This window comes from Bacteroides sp. AF20-13LB, assembly GCF_003603065.1.
In the GTDB taxonomy this organism is placed as follows: domain Bacteria; phylum Bacteroidota; class Bacteroidia; order Bacteroidales; family Bacteroidaceae; genus Bacteroides; species Bacteroides uniformis.
In genome coordinates, this window is record NZ_QTMH01000009.1 from 42,197 (window position 1) to 63,902 (window position 21,706).

18 protein-coding genes are annotated in these 21,706 nt (G+C 42.2%); all 18 read left to right on the forward strand.

Features of this window, described 5'->3' with window-relative positions:
• The 18 genes from DWX62_RS11790 to DWX62_RS11870 all read left to right on the forward strand — a co-directional run bounded on the left by DWX62_RS11790 (nucleotide 1) and on the right by DWX62_RS11870 (nucleotide 21,652).
• Nucleotides 1-1,311 (forward strand): hypothetical protein, encoded by a 1,311-nt coding sequence (locus tag DWX62_RS11790; RefSeq protein WP_007560957.1) that lies wholly within the window; start codon nucleotides 1-3, stop codon nucleotides 1,309-1,311.
• A gap of 410 nt (nucleotides 1,312-1,721) precedes the next feature.
• The gene (locus tag DWX62_RS21815; RefSeq protein ID WP_007560953.1) at nucleotides 1,722-1,916 is read left to right on the forward strand and encodes a hypothetical protein; all 195 of its coding nucleotides are present in this window, start codon (nucleotides 1,722-1,724) and stop codon (nucleotides 1,914-1,916) included.
• A 401-nt stretch (nucleotides 1,917-2,317) separates the two neighbouring features.
• Nucleotides 2,318-3,283 carry a family 16 glycosylhydrolase gene (locus DWX62_RS11800; RefSeq protein ID WP_007560951.1) on the forward strand — a complete coding sequence of 322 codons (966 nt, stop codon included), beginning with the start codon at nucleotides 2,318-2,320 and terminating at the stop codon, nucleotides 3,281-3,283.
• Between the two features lie 46 nt (nucleotides 3,284-3,329).
• Nucleotides 3,330-3,821, forward strand: a complete 492-nt coding sequence (locus tag DWX62_RS11805; protein WP_007560950.1) for a carbohydrate binding domain-containing protein — start codon at nucleotides 3,330-3,332, stop codon at nucleotides 3,819-3,821.
• Nucleotides 3,822-4,058: 237 nt separating this feature from the next.
• The gene (locus DWX62_RS11810; RefSeq protein WP_007560946.1) at nucleotides 4,059-4,571 is read left to right on the forward strand and encodes a hypothetical protein; all 513 of its coding nucleotides are present in this window, start codon (nucleotides 4,059-4,061) and stop codon (nucleotides 4,569-4,571) included.
• Between the two features lie 63 nt (nucleotides 4,572-4,634).
• Complete coding sequence (locus DWX62_RS11815) at nucleotides 4,635-6,365, forward strand: fimbrillin family protein (RefSeq protein WP_007560944.1); 1,731 nt, start codon at nucleotides 4,635-4,637, stop codon at nucleotides 6,363-6,365.
• 111 nt (nucleotides 6,366-6,476) lie between these two features.
• Nucleotides 6,477-8,765, forward strand: a complete 2,289-nt coding sequence (locus DWX62_RS11820) for a DUF2264 domain-containing protein (RefSeq protein ID WP_120172919.1) — start codon at nucleotides 6,477-6,479, stop codon at nucleotides 8,763-8,765.
• 20 nt (nucleotides 8,766-8,785) lie between these two features.
• Entirely contained in the window at nucleotides 8,786-10,357 is a 1,572-nt protein-coding gene (locus DWX62_RS11825; protein WP_007560940.1) for a hypothetical protein, read from the forward strand.
• Nucleotides 10,358-10,520: 163 nt separating this feature from the next.
• Nucleotides 10,521-10,949 carry a hypothetical protein gene (locus DWX62_RS11830; RefSeq protein WP_117899356.1) on the forward strand — a complete coding sequence of 143 codons (429 nt, stop codon included), beginning with the start codon at nucleotides 10,521-10,523 and terminating at the stop codon, nucleotides 10,947-10,949.
• Nucleotides 10,950-11,011: 62 nt separating this feature from the next.
• Nucleotides 11,012-11,185 carry a hypothetical protein gene (locus DWX62_RS21965; RefSeq protein ID WP_007560936.1) on the forward strand — a complete coding sequence of 58 codons (174 nt, stop codon included), beginning with the start codon at nucleotides 11,012-11,014 and terminating at the stop codon, nucleotides 11,183-11,185.
• 193 nt (nucleotides 11,186-11,378) lie between these two features.
• A complete protein-coding gene (locus DWX62_RS11835) occupies nucleotides 11,379-11,762 on the forward strand; it encodes an L-rhamnose mutarotase (RefSeq protein WP_007560934.1) in 384 nt (127 codons plus the stop codon).
• Nucleotides 11,763-11,802: 40 nt separating this feature from the next.
• Complete coding sequence (locus DWX62_RS11840) at nucleotides 11,803-12,735, forward strand: aldo/keto reductase (RefSeq protein WP_007560932.1); 933 nt, start codon at nucleotides 11,803-11,805, stop codon at nucleotides 12,733-12,735.
• Between the two features lie 11 nt (nucleotides 12,736-12,746).
• Entirely contained in the window at nucleotides 12,747-13,670 is a 924-nt protein-coding gene (locus DWX62_RS11845; protein WP_025018820.1) for an amidohydrolase family protein, read from the forward strand.
• Entirely contained in the window at nucleotides 13,667-14,920 is a 1,254-nt protein-coding gene (fucP, locus tag DWX62_RS11850; protein ID WP_007560929.1) for an L-fucose:H+ symporter permease, read from the forward strand. The genes DWX62_RS11845 and fucP overlap by 4 nt, the downstream gene beginning before the upstream one ends.
• A 37-nt stretch (nucleotides 14,921-14,957) precedes the next feature.
• A complete protein-coding gene (locus tag DWX62_RS11855; RefSeq protein WP_007560927.1) occupies nucleotides 14,958-15,974 on the forward strand; it encodes a zinc-binding alcohol dehydrogenase family protein in 1,017 nt (338 codons plus the stop codon).
• Between the two features lie 29 nt (nucleotides 15,975-16,003).
• Entirely contained in the window at nucleotides 16,004-17,446 is a 1,443-nt protein-coding gene (locus DWX62_RS11860) for a tagaturonate reductase (RefSeq protein ID WP_007560925.1), read from the forward strand.
• Nucleotides 17,447-17,488: 42 nt separating this feature from the next.
• Nucleotides 17,489-18,976, forward strand: coding sequence for an altronate dehydratase family protein (locus tag DWX62_RS11865; protein ID WP_007560923.1), 1,488 nt, complete (start codon nucleotides 17,489-17,491; stop codon nucleotides 18,974-18,976).
• 120 nt (nucleotides 18,977-19,096) lie between these two features.
• Nucleotides 19,097-21,652, forward strand: a complete 2,556-nt coding sequence (locus tag DWX62_RS11870) for a glycoside hydrolase family 2 TIM barrel-domain containing protein (protein ID WP_007560921.1) — start codon at nucleotides 19,097-19,099, stop codon at nucleotides 21,650-21,652.
• Nucleotides 21,653-21,706: the final 54 nt, after the last annotated feature.

The window sequence follows — 21,706 nt, forward strand, 5'->3', positions numbered from 1 at the left end:
ATGAGGAATTTTATTAGCTTTTATGTACTGATAGTTCTCTGTTTCACAATAATCTCGTGTAAGGATGAAACAGAAATTTCCGACTTTGAAGTGTCTGAAGTGACTTTTGATACAAAGTTACGCGATGTCTTGACCCGGAAAGGATTTAATTTCAGCGAAAACGGAGAGCTGATTTGTGACAATCAAGTTCTCAATACCACTTCTTTGGACTTGAGTAGATGCGAACTTACATCTATTAGCGGTTTGAGGAGTTTTCCTTCGCTCGCAGATGTCAATCTTGAGTGTAACAGTTTTTCTATATTCGACTTTGCTGACCTGCCCGAAGGAATAAAATCGGTAGCTTTACGCGGCAATGACGGCATAACTTCGTATCTCAATCTTATTTCAACCGATGGCACTACGGTGCTTTGTAAAAGTCTTACAAATCTGAAACTTCCTTACTTTGCAAAATGGAATACAGATGTCATACCTGCATTCTATAAAGCCATGACGGACAAATGTCTTGTCGTGATGTCGGACGAGGATGGAAATTACACTGAATATACAGTAAACCGAAGAGTACCGGATCCTTTGCTCCGTTCATATCTTTACAGAAACTTCCCGTCGGTGTTTGTCTCATCGTTGGAGATTGATGTCACGAAGAGGATAACCGAAGGGAACGACCTCATTTTCCTGTCGCAGACAGCTAACCTTGAGGGTGTGGAGTATATATTGTCAAATCCCGGTTTCAGAGGAAAAGTAGACATTTCGGGAGTGAAGTCCAAGCATTATTCCATGTCGTATGTCAAGCCGTCTTCGGGAGTTTCAGTATTTTCAATCTCTAATATTGATACACCTTTGGGAATGGATTTAAGTTCCGCATCATCATTGAAAGTACTTAGGGTGGAGAATAACAGTTCGCTTCAATTGGTAGTTGTTCCTTCTGTTATACTTAATGATGATGTTTCCGAAACTTCAATATTCGACAGTGAAATCCATATATCCGGTTGTTCTTCATTGGAGCGTGTCTCTCTTCAGGGCAGCAAAGGCGGCAATATGATAGGAAAATTGCACTTCGCAGATCTTCCGGCACTCGATTATCTTGATGTGTCAGCGGTGGAAGCTGTAAATACAGTCGTTCTGACTGACGTAAATCCAGGTATTGGCAGTATACTCCTCCCATCTGAGCTTACAGCGTTTCTTGACGGGACAGGACGTTTTTCGCCTACATCACAGATAGCTCTGTGTATAAATCATCCCAAGGTCTCTTCATTTATGGAGTATTGTAAAAATGTTGCAGATATTATTGATGTGAGCTTTTTTTATAAATAGATTTTGTTAACATTGTTTAGCGTGTTTATACCTATTTTTGAAATATGTGTTCTGTGAAGAACACATATTTTTTTCTTCGTTTTTTACTTGTTTTAAATGCGGTCGCATTCTATCTAAAATGCGGGCAAGTTTTACCTTAAACTTGCCCACATTTTATCCGGAACTTGCCCGCATTTTTTTCCTACTGCTTTTTCTTCATTTTATGGCGTGTAAATATATAGGTTCTGTATTCGCCATCGTTTACTGAAAATCTTTGCACCTTGTTTGTAATATATTTATATACAAGATGTTAAGTTTTTTACCCCTTGCCAAGACTTTACTGATTTTTACTGAAAGATACAACCCCGTCCGATACCTCATAATTTTGCATCAGACGAAAGTCAGAAACGTAATCATTAAAATGAAATATTATGAACACAGAATATTTACTGTTAAAATCGGTTAAATTATTTCCCCTGCTGCTGTTCAGTCTGTGCAGTAGTTTCAATGCCTCTTCGCAGACTGTATACAAGTCGGAAATCAATGAATTGAGAGTATCCGGTTATATCAGATCAGGATTTGCAAGAGAAGTAGGTGGTAAAATACCGGAAGGATTATCCGTCTGAACAACATACTTAGCACAGACGAGATAATATGGTTCGGAAAGAGATTCTATGACAGATACGCAATCCACATGCTCGACAGTTAGTGGTTGAATCCGAGGCAGAAAACCATAGATCTCGATATGGAAAACATATTGCCGGAGTCGAGGACTGAGGGTACGGACGTAAAGTGGGGTATATGGCGGTTTGAAAAGTTATTCTTATGTAAATTAGCCGGTAATACGGTATTATTCTTCTGTCGGGTTTTATATATCGTAAAAACACATGGTTTCATGAGTGAAATAATTGTGTTTCAGGGAGTGGTAGAATTTTACCCCACCTTTTACGATGTAAATCCCCCTTAATGCTTTCATGAAACTTATATACTTTTGTCGTGTAACAAAAAATCTAAAACGACAAAGTTTATGAGAAAAACAGTATTGTATTTATCTGCTGCATCTTTATTCCTGTCATCTTATACATTAAAAAATGATAAGGAATATTCTTTGGCTGAAGAGCATATAAAAAATTTGCCTGAGGCTCCTGAGGGTTATAAATGGGTAGTTAACGAAGATTATACTGATGAATTCAATGGTAAACGTCTTAATGCCGCTAAATGGCATGCTAAAAGTCCTTATTGGACTAACGGTCGGCCGCCTGCAACTTTCAAGGCAGAGAATGTTAGTGTCAAGAAAGGTTGTCTTCGTATAATCAATACCGTTTTGTCGCCAACAGAAGGACTTGATGGAAAGCCGGGCGATAAATATCGTCTTGCCGGTGGAGCGGTTGCTTCTGTAAAGAACCAGGCACATTATGGGTATTATGAAACAAGGATGAAGGCTTCGCTCACTACCATGTCGTCTACTTTTTGGCTTTCCAACCGCCCGGTAATGAAGGAAATAATGAAAGGCGGCAAGAAGATAAAGACATGGAGCAGTCAGGAACTTGATATTATAGAAACAATGGGTATAATAAGAAGTGTCAACCCTGATAATCCGTGGAACAAGACATGGAATATGCAGATGAACAGTAATACTCACTATTGGTATCAGGAACAAGGAGGCAAACGTACTGACAATACGGCGAAACGTTCGGATGTGGTTTCGTATATGACAGACCCATCGGCAGAAGATTTCCATACTTACGGTTGTTGGTGGGTGGATGCAAATACCGTGAAATTCTATTATGACGGAAAGTATATGTACACTATCAAGCCTACAACAAAATATACAGATACTCCGTTTGACCGACCTATGTTCATACATATAGTTACTGAAACATACGATTGGGAAAAACAAGTACCTACAGCTGAGGACTTGAAGGATAAGGACAAAAGTACTACTTATTATGACTGGGTCAGGGCTTATAAGTTGGTTCCAATAGAAGAGTGATTTTAATAGATACAACATAATACTTAAATTAAAAACCTTAGAAAAAATGAAAAAAGAAATTTTAGCAATGATGGCTTGCGGAATGATGATGACTTCTGCATACGCTCAGGAAATTAAGAACGGTGATTTTGAGTCAGGTGACTTGACATCATGGAATGTCTGGGAAAAGAAAGATAACAAAATAGTTGATGCGAAAAAGGCACATTCAGGCAACTATGCTGTTGAGGTGAAGGTTGGTATGTGGCAGGCTGTAAACATCAGCTATGAAACTGGAGCAGAATATCAGATTTCAGCTTATACCAAATACAGTTGGGGTGACAAACCTAACTTCAGGATTGAGTACTATAATCCGGATTCAAAGAAACTGGAAGAAATTGCCACTGCTGAGGTCAAGAAAGACCGTAAGAATTACAATCTTACAACAGTTAAATTCAAATTGCAGGAAAATGGTTTTGTATATCGTTTCACAGCTGTTCCGGGTTCAGGTAATGGTGGATGCTTCCTGCTTGATGATGTCAAGATAGAAAAGGTTAAATAACATTGTTTGAGGGTTTAGTTATAAGATTAGGTAATTAGATTTAGTTGTTGATTTATTTATTGTGATTGTAATCTGGCAAATCGGAAAAATATGTTCTAAATAAATAACATATTTTTCTGATTCCGGATTGAAAAAGGTAGATTGATTTGTTTTCATGGTAATAAGGCATATTCAGGGTTTCCTCTTATGCCTTTTGAATATTGAAAATTTTGTTTGGCGCTTAAATAACATTTTATTATGGTTGATATAAAACCACGGATTCTGTCAGTATACAACCTTTTCATACTTCTTTTTATACAGTTTACGGCAATCTCGTGTGATAAGGATGATGATGGCGTAGGTGGAGGTGATGGAACACCGGCTGAGGAGATAAAAATTGAATATGTAGTGTTCAAGGATGGGCAGACTGACAACAAACCTGTCAGTTATATAGAATTACCATATAGTGGCACTGTGGAGTTGGGTATTAATATAACCAAGGATAATCTCCCTTATACCGGTTACAAGTCAATAGTTTGGGGAACTTCTTTCCCTGATGTGTTGATGATTACACCATCGGACGATAAAATGAGATGTACGGTCGTGGCAATCGACGGGGGCAGAGATTCTAATATCGGTGCTTCTGTAGATACGGGTAATGGAATAAAAAGTGCGGTATGCCGAATATCAATACCTCCCGGAATTGTAGATGGCGGTCATGATGATTTTGAAGATGACGGTACTGAATGGAAACCTGATCCTAAAGAATAAGAATATGAATAACAAGTGATGTGATTTTTTATTATTGAAACTGTTTAACAAATAATTTATGTCATGAAAAATACGATGCTATTTTGTGGAGCGGCTTTGATGAGTATTGCAATGCTCCAGTCTTGTACAAAAGACGAACTGTCGAATGTAAATGCAGTCAGTGGTCCTCAGGATATGACTTTTGTTGCCGGTACGCCTTCAAGCCGTAGTTCGTTGCAGAATGGAACAACGGTGTGGTGGACAACAGGAGATGCAATCAATATCTTTTCAGGCCAAGAAAATAACAAGTTTACTACCGCTACAGGTGGTAGCACAGTTACAACGTTTACAGGTAAGGCTACACCTAACAATTCGTATACAGCTCTTTATCCTTATAATGCCGAAGCTGTGTGTCTTGAAGGTGTCGTAACTACTACACTGCCATCTGAACAGACAGCTCCGGCTTGGGGATTCGATGCAAATGCAAATATATCTTATGCTACTGCAACAGATAATAACAAATCTTTAACTTTCCAGAATACTTGTGGATTGGTTAAGTTTAAAAATAATCTTACTGACCTTACAGGTATTAAACTTACTGCTGGTGGTGATGTAAAGATTGCAGGGAACGTAAAAATTGATGCTTCAGCAAACCTGACAGTGGAATCCGGTTCTAATGTTATAACTCTAACCGCTAAAGAGGGAACATTTGTTGGTCCTAATGAACAAAATAAAAATGCCAAGGAATACTCAATGGTTGTAGCTCCGGTGACATTTACCGATGGATTTACTTTGGAACTTACAAGAAATTCTGGTACTAAAACTTATAACTTCAGTGGTGAAAACCTTATAGTTACTAAAGGACAGATTGTAACGATAGTATTGAATGATGATCAAGGAGGCGGTGAACCTCCTGTAGATTTGGAAAAACAAACTACTGTTGCCGTTTCTTCAGCTAAAGAAATTGTTCCTGATCAGACAACAGGTAATGACCGAATTGAACTTACACTCGATAAGGAAGTTTCTGGAACATTCACTGATGCTGTTAACAAAGCATTTACCATAACAGTAGCAGGAAAAACAATTCCTGTTGCTTCCGGTTCTGTGAATGGAACTACTATGACTCTTATTCTTGGTGATAAGATTTATAGTAATGACGCAAATATTAGCGTAAGTTATAACACTGATTATGCTGTTAGTGCTTTGACTGCTAAAAACGAAAACAACGAAGATGCTAATATCAAGATTGAATCTGCCAATGTTGCTTTGACTCATGCAGATGCTTTTGATTTTAACTTCGCTAACATAGATGCAGTTAAGGAATATCTTGCAGAAGGAGTTGCCGAAAAAATTAATGCAAGTGGAGAATTGGAAATTGTTCCAGCAGATAATCAATTCCCAGTTACTAAATCAATGTCATTCCGTGATGGTTGTACTTACAAATTTACTTATACATACGCATCTAACGACTGTGCAACAACATTCAGATTGGGAGCATCTGATAAATATAAATTCTGGATTGGAAGAAATACCGGAAGTGGAACCTATACAAATACATTCACAATCAGTAGTTCTACTTCTGCTGAAACTCCAGCTTCAAGAGCAGATGGTTCACTTGTGTGGCCGGTTCTTGAGAACGTTATTTTAACTGTACAGACTAATGTCCCTGGTGGTACTGATGCTACTGGAACCGCTAAAATCACTTCTTTTAAGATTGAAGAAATTACAGAAAGACCAAGTACAGGAGCAGATGCAAGTTTTGACTCTACAACAGAAGGTTTCAACAACGGAGCAGAATGGACTCCTAACAAATAAATATAATAATACAATTATTCGTGAAATGAGGGAGGAATATATATTCTTCCCCATTTCGTTTTAGAAAATGTAAACAATATCACAAAGATGAACTGTTATAGATACTACTGGATGTTATACATCCTTATAGCCGTTTTACCTTCATTTTCCTTCGCAAAAAAAACTGATGCTCAGCAAGTTAGGGAGATGATTGAACAAGTGAACGATGCCTGGCAGAAAAATCATGCCCCCGAAGCAAGGTCTTTCTGGGATTATGCGGCATATCACACCGGTAATATGGAAGCCTATTTCCTTACTGGGAAAGAAGAATACAGAAAGTATTCGGAGGCATGGGCTGAGTATAACCAGTGGATGGGTGCGAAAAGCAACAACAAATCTGAATGGAAGTATAAATACGGGGTAAAGGATGATTATGTGCTGTTCGGCGATTATCAGGTGTGCTTCCAGACTTATGCGGACTTGTATAACATCATGCCGGAGAATTATAAAATCAAGCGTGCACGCGAAGTCATGGAGTACCAGATGAGCACACCGCGTAAGGATTACTGGTGGTGGAGCGACGGACTTTATATGGTGATGCCGGTAATGACGAAGATGTATAAGATTACGCATAATCACCGGTATCTTAAGAAACTGTATGAATATCTTTGTACGTCGGACTCAATAATGTATGATGAGGAGGAAGGACTCTATTATCGCGACGCAAAATATGTTTATCCCAAGCATAAGAGTCTGAACGGAAAGAAGGATTTCTGGGCAAGAGGCGACGGATGGGTGCTTGCCGCTCTGGCAAAGGTGCTGAAGGACCTGCCGGAGGGTTATGAGCATCTGTCTTTTTTCGAGGATAAGTTTGTGCGTATGGCAAAGGCGGTTGCATGTCTGCAGCAGCCGGAGGGCTACTGGACAAGAAGTATGATGGATCCGGAACATGCTCCGGGACCGGAAACAAGCGGTACCGCTTTCTTCACTTACGGTATGCTTTGGGGGATAAACAACGGTTATCTTGACAAGGATGAATTTATGCCTGTAGTGGAGAAAGCATGGAAATATCTTACCAAGACTGCACTGCAGAAAGACTGGTCGGTGGGTTATGTCCAGCCAATCGGTGAAAAGGCTATTCCGGGACAGGTGGTTGACGCCAAGTCGACTGCCAACTTTGGGGTAGGCGCATTCCTTCTTGCCGCTTGCGAGTATGTGCGTTATCTCGAGGCAAACAACAACGAGACAAGAAAATACTGGACGGATATGGCTTACAGGATGGCTGCTCCTGTGTTGAGCAATATGGCGAAAGGGGAACTACAGAAAAATATGATTCTTGAGGTAAGTCCAAACTGGGATAACCGTAACAAGAAGGTTGCATATATGGAAACTTTCGGACGTCTCATGGCCGGTATAGCTCCATGGTTGAGCCTGCCTGACGATGATACAGCAGAAGGACAGCAGCGCAAGCAACTGAAAGAATGGGCATTGAAGAGTTATGCAAATGCGGTGGACCCTAATAGTCCGGATTATCTGTTGTGGAACGGTCATGGTCAGGCACTGGTTGATGCTGCCTATATTGCGGAAAGTTTCCTGCGCGCGTTCGACCAGCTGTGGAAACCGCTGGACCAGACAACAAAGGAACGCTACATAAAAGAGTTCAAAGGTCTCCGACGCATTGACCCTCCTTACACTAACTGGCTGCTGTTCTCGGCCACCATTGAAAGCTTCCTTGCCAAAATTGATGCCGGACAGGATACATATCGTATAAATTCTACTTTCCGCAAGGTGGAGGAATGGTATGTAGGCGACGGATGGTACGCAGACGGACAGCACTTTGCATTCGATTATTATAGCAGTTATGTGTTCCATCCTATGTATCTCGAATCTATACATGCAATAATGGAATCGGGCGTGAGGACACGTTTCGACTATCGCAAGTACTATGACAGGGCATTGATGAGGGCACAGAGGTTCGCCATAATTCTGGAGCGTTTCATATCTCCTGAAGGAACATTCCCTGTTTTCGGACGCTCTATACCTTACCGTATGGCAACAATGCAGCCACTGGCTCTTATAGCATGGTATAATGAGTTGCCGGCGGGAGTATCGAAAGCACAGGTGAGATGTGCGCTGACAGCGTGTATGAAACGTATGTTCAAGTCGGGCAATAACTTTAATGAGGGCGGATTCCTCACCATAGGATTCTGCGGACATCAGACTGGCATTTCGAATCATTATACAAACAATGGCAGCCTGTATATGACTACACTTGCATTCCTTCCGTTGGGATTGCCTGCCTCTGACCCGTTCTGGACTGATGCCGACCAACCTTGGACTTCTGTTAAGGCATGGGGAGAAATGGAGTTCCCGATAGACCACCGATGGGGGGATACAATCAGGACATGGGATTTATATTAATTTACTAAATATTTGCAACAATGAAATATTCTACTATTATTACTAAAACCATTTGCTTGAGTGTTCCGTTCTTCGCTTTGTCATGTGAAGACCCTCAGGAAGAGTTCTCATATATTCCGCCTGAGGTTATTTACTCACAACCGGGGAATGTGGAGGACTATAATACTCCCGGCGACAATGCAGGCGATAATGACGATGATGATGTGGAACTGCAACTGCCTGTTCCCGGTCCTGCTGAAACCTATCCTAATAGCACCAAGCAGTATCAACCGATAATTGTCGAGTATGCGGAAAAACCTGACAAGGCTTTTATAGAGGCAAAGACAAGGATATTGCCATACCTGGTTGGTTATGAACAGCAGACAAAAACACAGGATGAGTATTTGCAAAGCGTGAATAAATATGGCTCATACGCAAAAGGGCAAAAATTCAAGGCTACCGGACGGTTCAGGGTTGAGAAAAACTCAAATGGAAGAAGTTGGATAGTCGACCCCGAAGGTTATCCATATTATGTAAGGGGTATCGCCTCATTCAGAATGGATGGCAACAGCTCAGCTTTCGGCAAGCTTTACAGTTCAGTAGATGACTGGGTGGCAAAGTCGCAGAAACAATTCTCTGAAATAGGATTTCATAGTGTCTGCGCTTTCGGTAAGGAAGAAGGCGACAAGGCTGTAAATGATTATAATAAATCGGCTTCAAGTCCTCTGACACAGGCTCCTTCCTTTTCATTCCTTGCAGAGTTCAAGAATAGCAAGGGAATTAGCTATCCGGGGCAGAACGTGAATCTTAAGATAGGTCTTGTGTTTTATGATGGATGGGATGAATGGTGCAAGGAGTATCTCAATTCGGATGCTTTCGGCATGTTCAGAAACAACCCGGATGTGTTGGGATTCTTCTCGGATAATGAGATAGACTTCTCTACATGGGGAAACAGGCTGCTCGACAGATTCCTGAAAATTTCAAACAAGCAGGATCCTGCTTATATTGCAGCCGCCAAGTTTATGACGGATAAGGACAAGAGTGCAAATGTTTCTGATGTAACGGATGAACTGAACAATGAGTTTGCCGGTATTTGTGCGGAAAAATATTATTCTGCCATAAAGAATGCGGTTAAGGCATCGAAGGACCCTGAATTGCTTTATCTGGGTTCACGCCTGCACAGCCTTCCTAAATACAACAGTTATATAATTAAGGCAGCGGGAAAATATTGTGATGTCATTTCCATAAATTATTATAGTAAATGGTCGCCTGAAAAAGGCTACATGGATGGCTGGAAGAACCAGGCGGGCGGTACTCCTTTCATGGTAACGGAATTCTATACCAAGGGTGAGGATACTAAGCTTGACAACTCAAGTGGAGCCGGTTTCGTGGTACGCGACCAGCAAAACCGTGGATTCGCTTACCAGCATTTTACCTTGGGACTGCTCGAAGCCAAGAATTGTGTAGGATGGGTTTTCTTCAAGTATCTGGATGATGAGGATTGCAATAAAGGTATGCTCGATTATAACTATAAACCTTATACATCATTGACCAAATACATGTCGGATATTAACTGGAATGTTTATAATCTTATAGATTATTTCGACAAATAAATCCATAATAATAATTTAGAACCGATTTTCTACTGCTCTGAGTATGATACATATATTATCATTGGATACCTGTAAGTATAAAAAGCGACTGTTAATTCCAGTATTTATATTTTTGTCAGCAAATGTTCAGGCTCAGCTTCATTTCAGTACTACTCTACAGAACATGATTCTATGGCGTGGCATTGAAGTGGCCGACGGACTGATTCTCTCGTCCGATTTGTCGGTTTCCGACCCATCGGGGAGGTTTACCGTCGGTTTCCTTGGCGGATCGAACACCAGGGGGAGTTATAAGGAGCTGAGCCAGTATATAATATATACTCATGGCAGGTTTCAGATTAAGGCTATAGATACATATAATTTCTCGCCGGGGGCTACATATAATAATAAGGAGTTCTTCAACTATAAGCCTGATGAGACGGGACGTTTTATAGACCTTATGCTCAATTATACGGGCGACAGGAAATTTCCGCTGGAGTTGAGCCTCTCTACACTTGTTTACGGTCGCGACAGGGATCTGGACAACAGCAAGAACATATACTCCAGTTTCGTATATGTGGGCTATACCATCTCATCTATCAGAACGAAAAGCTAAGGGTCGGTCCTGGTATTGGAACAGCTTTCGCATTAAGAAATTCAAGAAATGAAAGTGGGGAAATGGTGAACAGAACCATGTATGCCGAATCGGCAGGAATTACTCAGGTGTCCTTGAATGTAATTTATAAACTTCGGGTAATGAAATATGAAATCCCGTTGACGGTGATGACGTATTGGAATCCGAAATCCAACCAGGGATTTTTCTACACAGGAATGCAGTTCAATCTGTTTTGATTTTTATAGAGTTTGGGGTGACTTTTTATCTCCTTCATGAGGGGTAAAAATGTCGAAAAAGAGGGGGTATAATATCCCCTCTTTCTTTTTTAAAAATCTCCTCTATTGTTTTGATGGATACTTCATACTTTAGCATCATCGAAAATATAAAGAAAGTGAAATGTAATACTAACATAATAATATTAATAATATCATGAAGACAGAAGGATATAAAGTGAAAAGTTATTCTCAGCCAGTGAAAAGATATTGTCAGACTTTGAGTCTGCGTGACAATCCGGAATTGATTGAAGCCTACAGGAAGGCTCACAGTAAGGAAGAGTCATGGCCTGAGATACGTGCCGGAATACGTGAAGTGGGAATTCTGGAAATGGAAATATACATATTGGGGTCTAAACTTTTTATGATAGTGGAAACTCCTCTGAATTTTGACTGGGATAAAGCAATGGCAAAGCTTGCCACTCTGCCTCGTCAGGCCGAATGGGAGGAATATGTGGCAAAATTTCAGCAGTGTGCCGAGGGAGCCACATCGGACGAGAAATGGCAGATGATGGAACGTATGTTCTATCTGTATGAATAATAAATAGAGTAAAAAATTAACCTTTAAATTCTTTTTCAAAATGGAATATCGTGAATTGGGAAAGACAGGACTGAAAGTGCCTGTATTGAGTTATGGTGCATCTTCGTTGGGTGGAGTTTTTCATTCTATTAAAGAAAGTGAGGCTATACAGTCTGTTTTTACAGCAGTAGAACATGGACTGAACTTTATTGATGTTTCTCCATATTACGGACATTATAAGGCAGAAACAGTACTGGGTAAGGCTCTTAAGGAGTTGCCAAGAGAATCGTTCATACTTTCAACCAAGGTGGGACGTTATGGCAAGGATGGTGTTAATACATGGGACTACTCGGGCAAGCGCGCACAGGAAAGTGTATACGAAAGTATGGAACGTCTGAATATAGATCATATTGACCTTATCAATGTTCACGATGTTGAGTTTTCGGATATGAACCAGGTGGTGAACGAAACATTGCCTGCTCTGGTGGAACTGAAGGAGAAAGGCCTGGTGGGTCATGTGGGTATAACCGACCTTCAGCTTGAAAACCTGAAATGGGTTATTGACCATGCAGCTCCGGACACAGTTGAGGCGGTGCTTAATTTCTGTCACTATTCGCTTAACGATGACAAACTTGTTGACTTCCTCGATTATTTCGATGAAAAGGGTGTAGGGGTGATAAACGCTTCACCATTTGGTATGGGACTTCTCACACAGAGAGGTGTTCCTGAATGGCATCCAGCCCCAAAATCACTGATTGAGGCATGTGCAAAGGCTGCGAAGTTTTGTAAGGAACAGGGATATCCTATTGAGAAGCTTGCAGTACAGTTCTCTGTTAGTAACCCAAGAATACCTACAACACTGTTCAGTTCGGCAAAATCAGAATCTGTACTTCAGAATATTAAATACATTGAGGAACCTATCGACTGGAGTCTTGTGGAAAAGGTTAAGGAGATAATAGGTGATCAACAAAGAGTAAGTTGGGCAAATTCATAAATACTGTTGCTATGGATTATACAATAATTGACGCTCACTCACATCTGTGGCTTTATCAGGATACTGAAGTAGATGGCCTGAAAATAAAAACTACAGAGAATGGTCAATCATTGTTTATGGGGGAGGTGAGACAAATGCTTCCTCCCTTTATGATTGACGGAAGAAATACGGCAGAGGTTTTCCTGGCAAATATGAACTATGCCCAGGTTGGAGGAGCTGTTGTTACTCAGGAGTATATCGATGGTATACAGAATGACTATCTACTAGAGGTCATGACAAATTATCCCGACAGGTTTTTTGTGTGCGGTATGTGTGAATTCAGGAAGCAGGGTTACTTTAATCAGACTGTTGAACTTATAGACAAAGGGTTTAAGGCCATAAAGATTCCAGGACACCGTCTGCAGCTAAAGGACGGAAGGGTGATGCTCAATTCGGACGAAATGATGAAGATGTTTCATTTGATGGAAGATAAAGGAGTGATTCTTTCCATAGATATGATAGAGGGAGACCTTCAGGTTGGCGAGATGGAAGAAATCATTTCAGAATGTCCGGGTTTGAAAATAGCCATCGGTCATTTCGGCATGGTTACAAAACCGGACTGGAAGAAGCAGATAATGCTTGCCCGCCATAAAAATGTAATGATTGAGTCTGGCGGTATCACATGGCTGTTCAATGACGAGTTCTATCCGTTCAACGGTGCTATAAGGGCTATCAACGAAGCTGCCGACCTTGTCGGTTTCGAGAAACTGATGTGGGGTTCCGACTATCCGCGCACAATTACAGCCATCACCTACAAAATGTCGTACGACTTTGTGATTAAATCAAAAGAATTGGAAGAGAGAAGCAAAAAACTTTTCTTGGGCGAGAACGCGAAAGCCTTTTACGGTTTCAAGAATCTGCCTGAGTTACCTTATATTAAAAACATGTCAGAATGAAAAACAAATATTTTATACCGCTTTTACTGATATTCAGCTTGTTCTTCATGTGGGCTATCAGCAGTAATCTGTTGCCTACAATGATCAGGCAGTTGATGAAAACCTGTGAACTGAATGCTTTCGAGGCCTCGTTCACTGAATCTGCCTATTGGCTGGCCTACTTCCTGTTTCCCATACCGATAGCAATGTTCATGAAACGTTTCAGCTATAAGTCGGGTATAATAGTCGGTCTCATTCTTGCTGCTATCGGAGGTCTGCTTTTCTTCCCTGCAGCTGAGATAAAGGAATACTGGGCATATCTTGTAATCTTCTTTATTATGGCAACGGGAATGTGCTTTCTTGAGACGGCTGCCAATCCGTATGTGACAGCTTTGGGTACACATGACACGGCTTCGCGAAGATTGAATCTTGCACAGTCGTTCAACGGTCTTGGTGCTTTCATCTCCGCAATGTTTCTGAGCAAGCTTATACTTACCGGACAGAACTATACGCGCGAAACGCTGCCTGCCGACTTCCCGGGAGGCTGGGAAGGATTTATCCAGATGGAGACAGACTCCATGAAGATGCCTTATCTGGTTCTTGCCGTGTTACTCATCATTCTTGCAGTAGTGTTTACACTGTGTAAACTTCCAGACATAGATAACGAAGAATCGCACGGAGAGAAGGGCAAGCTTATCAATTTTGCAGTGTTGAAACGCAAGCATCTGAGATGGGGAGTCATCGCACAGTTCTTCTATAACGGAGGGCAGACAGCCATCAACAGCCTGTTCCTGGTTTACTGCTGCATGTATGCAGGTCTGTCGGAGGATGAGGCGACCACATTCTTCGGACTGTATATGCTGGCTTTCCTTGGCGGCAGATGGATAGGTACTATGCTAATGTCGAAATTCAGACCTCAGGATATGCTGCTTACATACGCTATAGTAAATATCATACTGTGTGGAGTAATTATTATGTTCGGTGGTATGACAGGACTTTATGCCATGCTTGCAGTGTCGTTTTTCATGTCAATCATGTATCCTACCCAATTCTCACTTGCTCTACGCGACCTCGGCGAGGACACCAAGAGTGGTTCGGCATTCCTTGTAATGGCTATTATAGGTAATGCATGTATCCCTCAGTTTACCGCATTTGTGATGAATCATAACGCGGATTTCTATCAGGTGGCATATATAATACCTCTGATATGTTTCTTCTTTACAGCATATTATGGCTGGAAAGGTTATAAGATAGAGAAAAAACATCATTAAAATAATACAATAACAAATTTAAATAAATACATAGATTATGAAAGCTGTTCAAATTACTGAAGCCGGAAAGGTTCAAGTAGCTGATATAGTTAAACCAACACTTGGAGTCGGAGAAATTTTACTTCGTATCAAATATGTCGGATTCTGTGGTTCCGACCTTAATACTTACCTTGGAAGAAATCCTATGGTCAAGATGCCTGTTATCCCGGGACATGAAGTGGGTGCTGTGATAGAGGAAATAGGCGAAGGCGTTCCTGTCGGTTTCGAGAAGGGAATGAACGTGACTGTAAATCCATATACCAACTGCGGAAAGTGTGCCTCATGCCGCAACGGACGTGTCAATGCCTGCGAACACAACGAGACTTTGGGCGTTCAGCGTAACGGTTCGATGCAGGAGTTCCTTGTCCTCCCTTGGACAAAGGTTATTCCGGCTGCCGGCCTCTCGGATAAGGAATGTGCATTGATTGAGCCTATGAGCGTAGGTTTCCATGCCGTCTCAAGAGCACAGGTAACTGACATTGATACTGTGGCCGTGATAGGTTGCGGAATGATTGGACTTGGTGCCATAGTAAGGGCATCGCTTCGTGGAGCAAGAGTAATAGCCATGGATATTGATGACGAGAAACTTGAACTGGCAAAACGTCTCGGTGCATCGATGGTTATCAATTCTAAGACAGAAAATGTGGTTGAAAGAGTAAGGGAACTTACTGACGGTTATATGGCTGATGTGGTGATAGAAGCTGTGGGCAGTCCTGTCACATACGTAACTGCCATTGATATTGTTGCTTTCACAGGTCGTGTGGCATGTATAGGCTATGCCAAGAGTGAAGTGGCTTTCCAGACAAAATATTTTGTTCAGAAGGAACTCGACATACGCGGTTCGCGCAATGCAATGCCTGAGGATTTCCGTGCCGTGATACATTATCTTCAGAATGGAAATTGCCCGATGAACGAACTTATCTCTGCCGTAGTGAAACCTGAAGAGGCAGGTGAGGCTCTGCAGAAATGGTCGGAAAATCCAGGTAAGGTATTCAGAATGTTGGTTGAATTTTAATTTTATCAATTTTAATTTTTGACATTACAATGAAAGCTTTAAATAATAAGACTGCAGTAAAGGCAGTACGTCCGGAACGTATCATACAGTTTGGTGAAGGCAATTTCCTTCGTGCGTTCGTTGACTGGATTATCTCGAATATGAATGAAAAGACAGATTTCAACAGCAGTGTTGTTGTGGTGCAACCTATAGATAAAGGTATGGTTGATGCCCTCAATGCTCAGGACTGTCTTTATCATGTCAATCTTCAGGGACTTAACAATGGCGAGGTGGTGAACTCATTCAGAATGATTGATGTCATCAGCCGTGCCCTGAATCCATATAGCCAGTATAATGATTTCATGGCACTGGCAGAACAGCCTGAGATGAGATTCGTAATCTCGAACACTACTGAAGCAGGTATCAACTTCGATCCGTCGTGCAAGCTCGAAGATGCTCCTGCAAACTCTTATCCGGGCAAGCTGACACAGTTGCTTTATCACAGATTCAAACATTTCAACGGCGACAAGTCGAAAGGACTTATCATCTTCCCATGCGAGCTTATCTTCCTCAACGGTCACAAACTGAAGGAAACAATCTATCAGTATATTGAATTGTGGAACCTTGGTGAAGAGTTCAAGTCATGGTTTGAAACAGTATGTGGTGTATATGCCACACTGGTGGACCGCATCGTACCGGGATTCCCTCGTAAAGACATAGATAACATAAAAACTAAACTAGACTTTGATGACAATTTAGTTGTACAGGGTGAGGCTTTTCACCTGTGGGTAATCGAAGCACCGGAATCGGTTGCCGAAGAATTTCCTGCAAACAAGGCGGGGCTGAACGTTCTGTTCGTCCCGTCGGAGGAGCCATATCATGAACGCAAGGTGACTCTCCTGAACGGTCCTCACACTGTATTGTCGCCGGTGGCATTCCTTTCGGGCGTCAATATCGTGAGAGATGCTTGCCGGCATGAGGTGATAGGTAAGTTCATCAAACGTGTGATGTTCGACGAGCTGATGGAAACCCTTAACTTACCGAAAGAAGAACTTAAGAAGTTTGCAGATGACGTTCTTGAACGTTTCAACAATCCTTTCGTGGATCATCAGGTGACATCAATCATGCTTAACTCATTCCCTAAGTATGCCACACGCGACCTTCCGGGAGTGAAGGAATATCTGAAACGCAAGGGTGTTCTTCCTGAAGGACTCGTCCTCGGTCTTGCAGCCATCATAGTATACTACAAAGGTGGAAAGCGTGCCGATGGTGTAGAGATAGTTCCTAACGATGCACCGGAAATCATGGCGATGCTTACAAGTTTGTGGAACGATGGCTCGGTAGAAAATCTTGTGAAGACAGTTCTCGCCGATACTTCCATCTGGGGTGAAGACCTTAATACCATCCCGGGACTGGCAGACCGTGTAATTTACTATATCAACAAAATCCAGAGCGAAGAAATGCTTCAGACAGTAAAAGACCTTGTAGATTGATACTTCTACCTGTATTCTTCAATTTATAAATGTTAGTTTGTTATGACTGAATATATCCAGATAAACCCTGCGGACAATGTGGCTGTGGCACTGCACCCATTGTCCAAGGGTACTATAATAGAGGTAAACGGCAATTTTATAGAACTGGCTGAGGATATACCTGCCGGTCATAAGATTGCCTTGAAGGATTTTGCAGAAGGTGATATGGTGATAAAATACGGTTTCCCTATATCGCACACTGTGAAAGAAGTCAGGAAAGGACATCTGCTGAACGAGAAAACTGTTAAGACTAACCTTTCCGGTCTGAGTACATATACTTACACTCCGAAGTTCGAGAAACAGACTTTTTCGAACGAGAACCGTACATTCAAAGGATATTTGCGTGCCAACGGAGAAGCCGGCATACGTAATGAGATATGGATTATCCCTACGGTGGGTTGCGTGAACGGAATAGCAAACCAGTTGGCCGAACAGCTTCGCAAGGAAACAGATTGCGAGGGGGTTGACTCCATTATATCTTTCCCTCATAACTACGGATGCTCGCAGTTGGGTGACGACCATGAGAATACCCGTAAGATATTGCGCGACATGGTCCTTCATCCCAATGCCGGAGCTGTCCTTGTCGTAGGTCTTGGCTGTGAGAACAACCAGCCTGATGCCTTTCGCGAGTTTATAGGTGACTATGATACCCAAAGGATCCGTTTCCTTGTTTCTCAGAAAGTAGATGATGAGATAGAAGAGGGTATGAAACTTCTTCGTGAGATGTATGCCATAGCCAGGGAAGACAAGCGGACTGATGTCCCCCTGTCAAAACTGCGTATAGGACTCAAGTGCGGCGGGTCTGACGGACTGTCCGGTATCACGGCCAATCCGATGCTTGGGGTGTTCTCTGACTATCTTGTTGCCCAGGGTGGGACAACAGTCCTCACGGAGGTACCTGAAATGTTCGGAGCCGAGACACTGCTCATGAACCGTTGCCGTACGCAGGAGATATTCGACGATACAGTGACCATGATAAACGACTTCAAGAACTACTTCATCTGCAATGACCAGCCTATATATGAAAATCCTTCGCCGGGAAACAAGGCGGGAGGTATTTCTACACTTGAGGAGAAATCATTGGGATGTACACAGAAGTCGGGAAGCTCGATGGTGGAGGATGTTCTGAAATATGGCGACCGTGTCACAACACACGGACTTAATCTGTTGAGCGCACCGGGCAACGACCTTGTGGCAAGTACGGCTCTTGCTTCTGCCGGATGCCATATCGTACTGTTCACAACAGGTCGAGGAACACCGTTCGGAACATTCGTTCCAACCGTGAAGGTATCGACCAACACACCGCTGTACGAGCAGAAACATACGTGGATTGATTTCAATGCCGGAACTCTGGTAGAGGGAGAAAGCATGGAATCTTTAAGCAGACGTTTTATAGACTTTGTGGTGGAAGTGGCAAGCGGAAAGCAGGCACTGAACGAAAAGAAGGGATACCGGGAAATAGCTATCCTTAAGCAAGGAGTAACTTTATAAAATGTTTTATTTTTTTAAATGATGAAACTCTCCGTTGATATCTGAAATATAAATGGAGAGTTTTTTTGTTTTTACACTTTTGAAATTATTTTTGTCATTAATATTAATCTGAAAATCGATATGACCATAAAAAACATTATCACAGTCTTAACTATCTTTCTGTCCGGATTCTGTTATGCCGGAACCTCCACTAAAGTGGATTTCAACTTCGATTGGAAATTCAGCAAACCAGCAGGCTTCGTGCCTCAGGACACTTTGTTCCTGAGTCCAGATATAAAGTGGGAGGATGTGTGTCTGCCTCACGACTGGAGTATCAGCGAAGGATATACCAAGACTCAGACAGCCGGAAGCAATGGTTTTCTGCCTGGCGGTGTGGGGATTTACATGAAGAATTTTCTCACCTCGGATGATATGAATGGGAAAAAAGTGTTCATTCATTTCGAAGGTGTATATAATAACTCAAAGGTTTGGATAAACGGGCATCTGTTGGGATTCCGTCCTAACGGATATGTGGGATTTGAATATGAACTTACTCAATATCTGAAACCAAAAGGTTCGATGAATACAATAACTGTCTGCGTTGACAGAAGAGCGTATGCCGACAGCAGATGGTATGTCGGTGCCGGTATATACAGGAATGTGAGTCTTATTCTAAGAAACGAGCTCTATATTCCTTCAGACGGAATATTCGTTACCACACCACAGGTAGGCAACCGTTCGATGGTGAATGTGGTATGCGAGGTGAAGAATGCTGGAACAGGTGTAAAAGGAGTCACCGTGAAGCACGAAGTAGTGTACGACGGCAAGACAATAGCTTCTGTTTCCGATGATTTTGTTGCCCTGAAAGGCGATTTCAATGAGTTCACTGCATCTGTTGAACTGGAGAATTGTCATCTCTGGAGTCTTGAAACGCCTTCGATGTATGAGCTTCATACTACTCTGATTGCTTCTGACGGATATGTGATGGATAAGAAAACAACAAAATTTGGTATCCGCAACATTAAATTCGATGCGGATGAAGGCTTCCTTCTAAACGGAAAATCCGTAAAAATAAAAGGAGTGAACATACACCACGACTTGGGATGTATGGGTGTTGCCGCATACGATGATGCCCTGTTGCGACGCCTTCTGAAACTTCGTTCCATAGGCTGCAATGCCATACGTACAGCCCATAATCCGCATTCGGAAAGTCTGCTGGAAATGTGCGACAGTCTGGGACTTCTTGTAATGAATGAATTTATCGACGAATGGAAGGTAGCAAAGAAAAAGTGGATTACTGAGCGAGCTAAGGAAGATGCGCCCGACAGCATATCAATAGGATATACCAGATACTTCGATACGCATGCCGAGCACGACCTCAAGTCGTTCATCAGGCGAGACAGAAATCATCCTTGCGTGATACTCTGGAGTATAGGCAATGAAATAGAATGGACCTATCCATATTACTGGGCATCGAGCAAAGACAATAAAGGGTTCAAGGGGCTTATCCATACGGGCGACCCGGAAACAGACAACAAGTCTATACTGAAAGAGTTCAACCGTCTGTCAGGAGGAAAAGACGATTTGGCTGAAACAGCCGCTGTCCTTGCCGGTTGGGTTAAGGATGTGGACACTACCCGTCCCGTCTCTTCAGGAGTCGTTGTTCCGTCAGTTTCGCGTCTCTCCGGATATACAGACGTGCTTGATGTAGTGGGATATAACTATAAAGACAAATATTATGAAATCGACCATAAGCTATATCCATATCAGCCTATTATCGGTTCGGAGAATGTTGGTCAGCTCTTTGAATGGACAGCCGTGGCCGACAAGAAGTACATAGCGGGCATCTTCGTGTGGACAGGATTCGACTATCTTGGCGAGAACGGTCCATGGCCTGCAAGGGGTGGAGACTGTTCTTTCTTCGATTTCGTGGGCAACAAGACAGCGCGTGGCCATTTCTTTGAATGTCTGTGGAAAGACACACCGAAAACCCATATTGTAACAATACCTGAAAAAGAAAGCGAGTTCAAGATGGATGCTGACGGAAGTTTCACCTACACTCCACGCCCGGGATGGATCAGACGCTGGGAGTGGTACGACACACGCGATAAATGGAAGTACCGCAGGGACGAGGACATACTGGTACAGGTATATACCAACGCCCCAGAAGTGGAACTGTTTCTGAACGGCAAATCGTTGGGAACAAAGAAACGCAGCGATTTCATGGAGCATAATATACTGATGTGGAAGGTGGCATACAAGGAAGGAACACTCCTTGCGGTAGGCAAGGACGGCGACAGAATATTGTCGAAAGACACTTTGTCCACAAGCGGCAAGCCGTGCCGTCTGGCACTGAACTGCGACCGCAAAACAGCTACCGACAACGGTTATGACCTTATCCATGTAGAAGTATCCATTGAAGATAAAAAAGGAAACACAGTAGTCGATATACCTTCGGATGTGAGGATAATCCTCGACGACAAGTTTGAACTTGCCGGACTCGACAATGGATCGCCTTCGATAGAAGATTTGAACATCAACGTCATAAACAATAGTGTAAGGACATATAACGGAAAGTGTCTGTTTGTCCTGAGAACCATAAGAGGGAAGAAAGGAACATCCTTTGTAAAGGTTGTAGGTGACGGTGGAATACAGGGCAGATGTAAAATTCTGATTTCCCACCCTATATCACATTAATATCCCCCTCATATATTATAAGTGAAAGATATAGTTTTATGACATCAAAAAAAC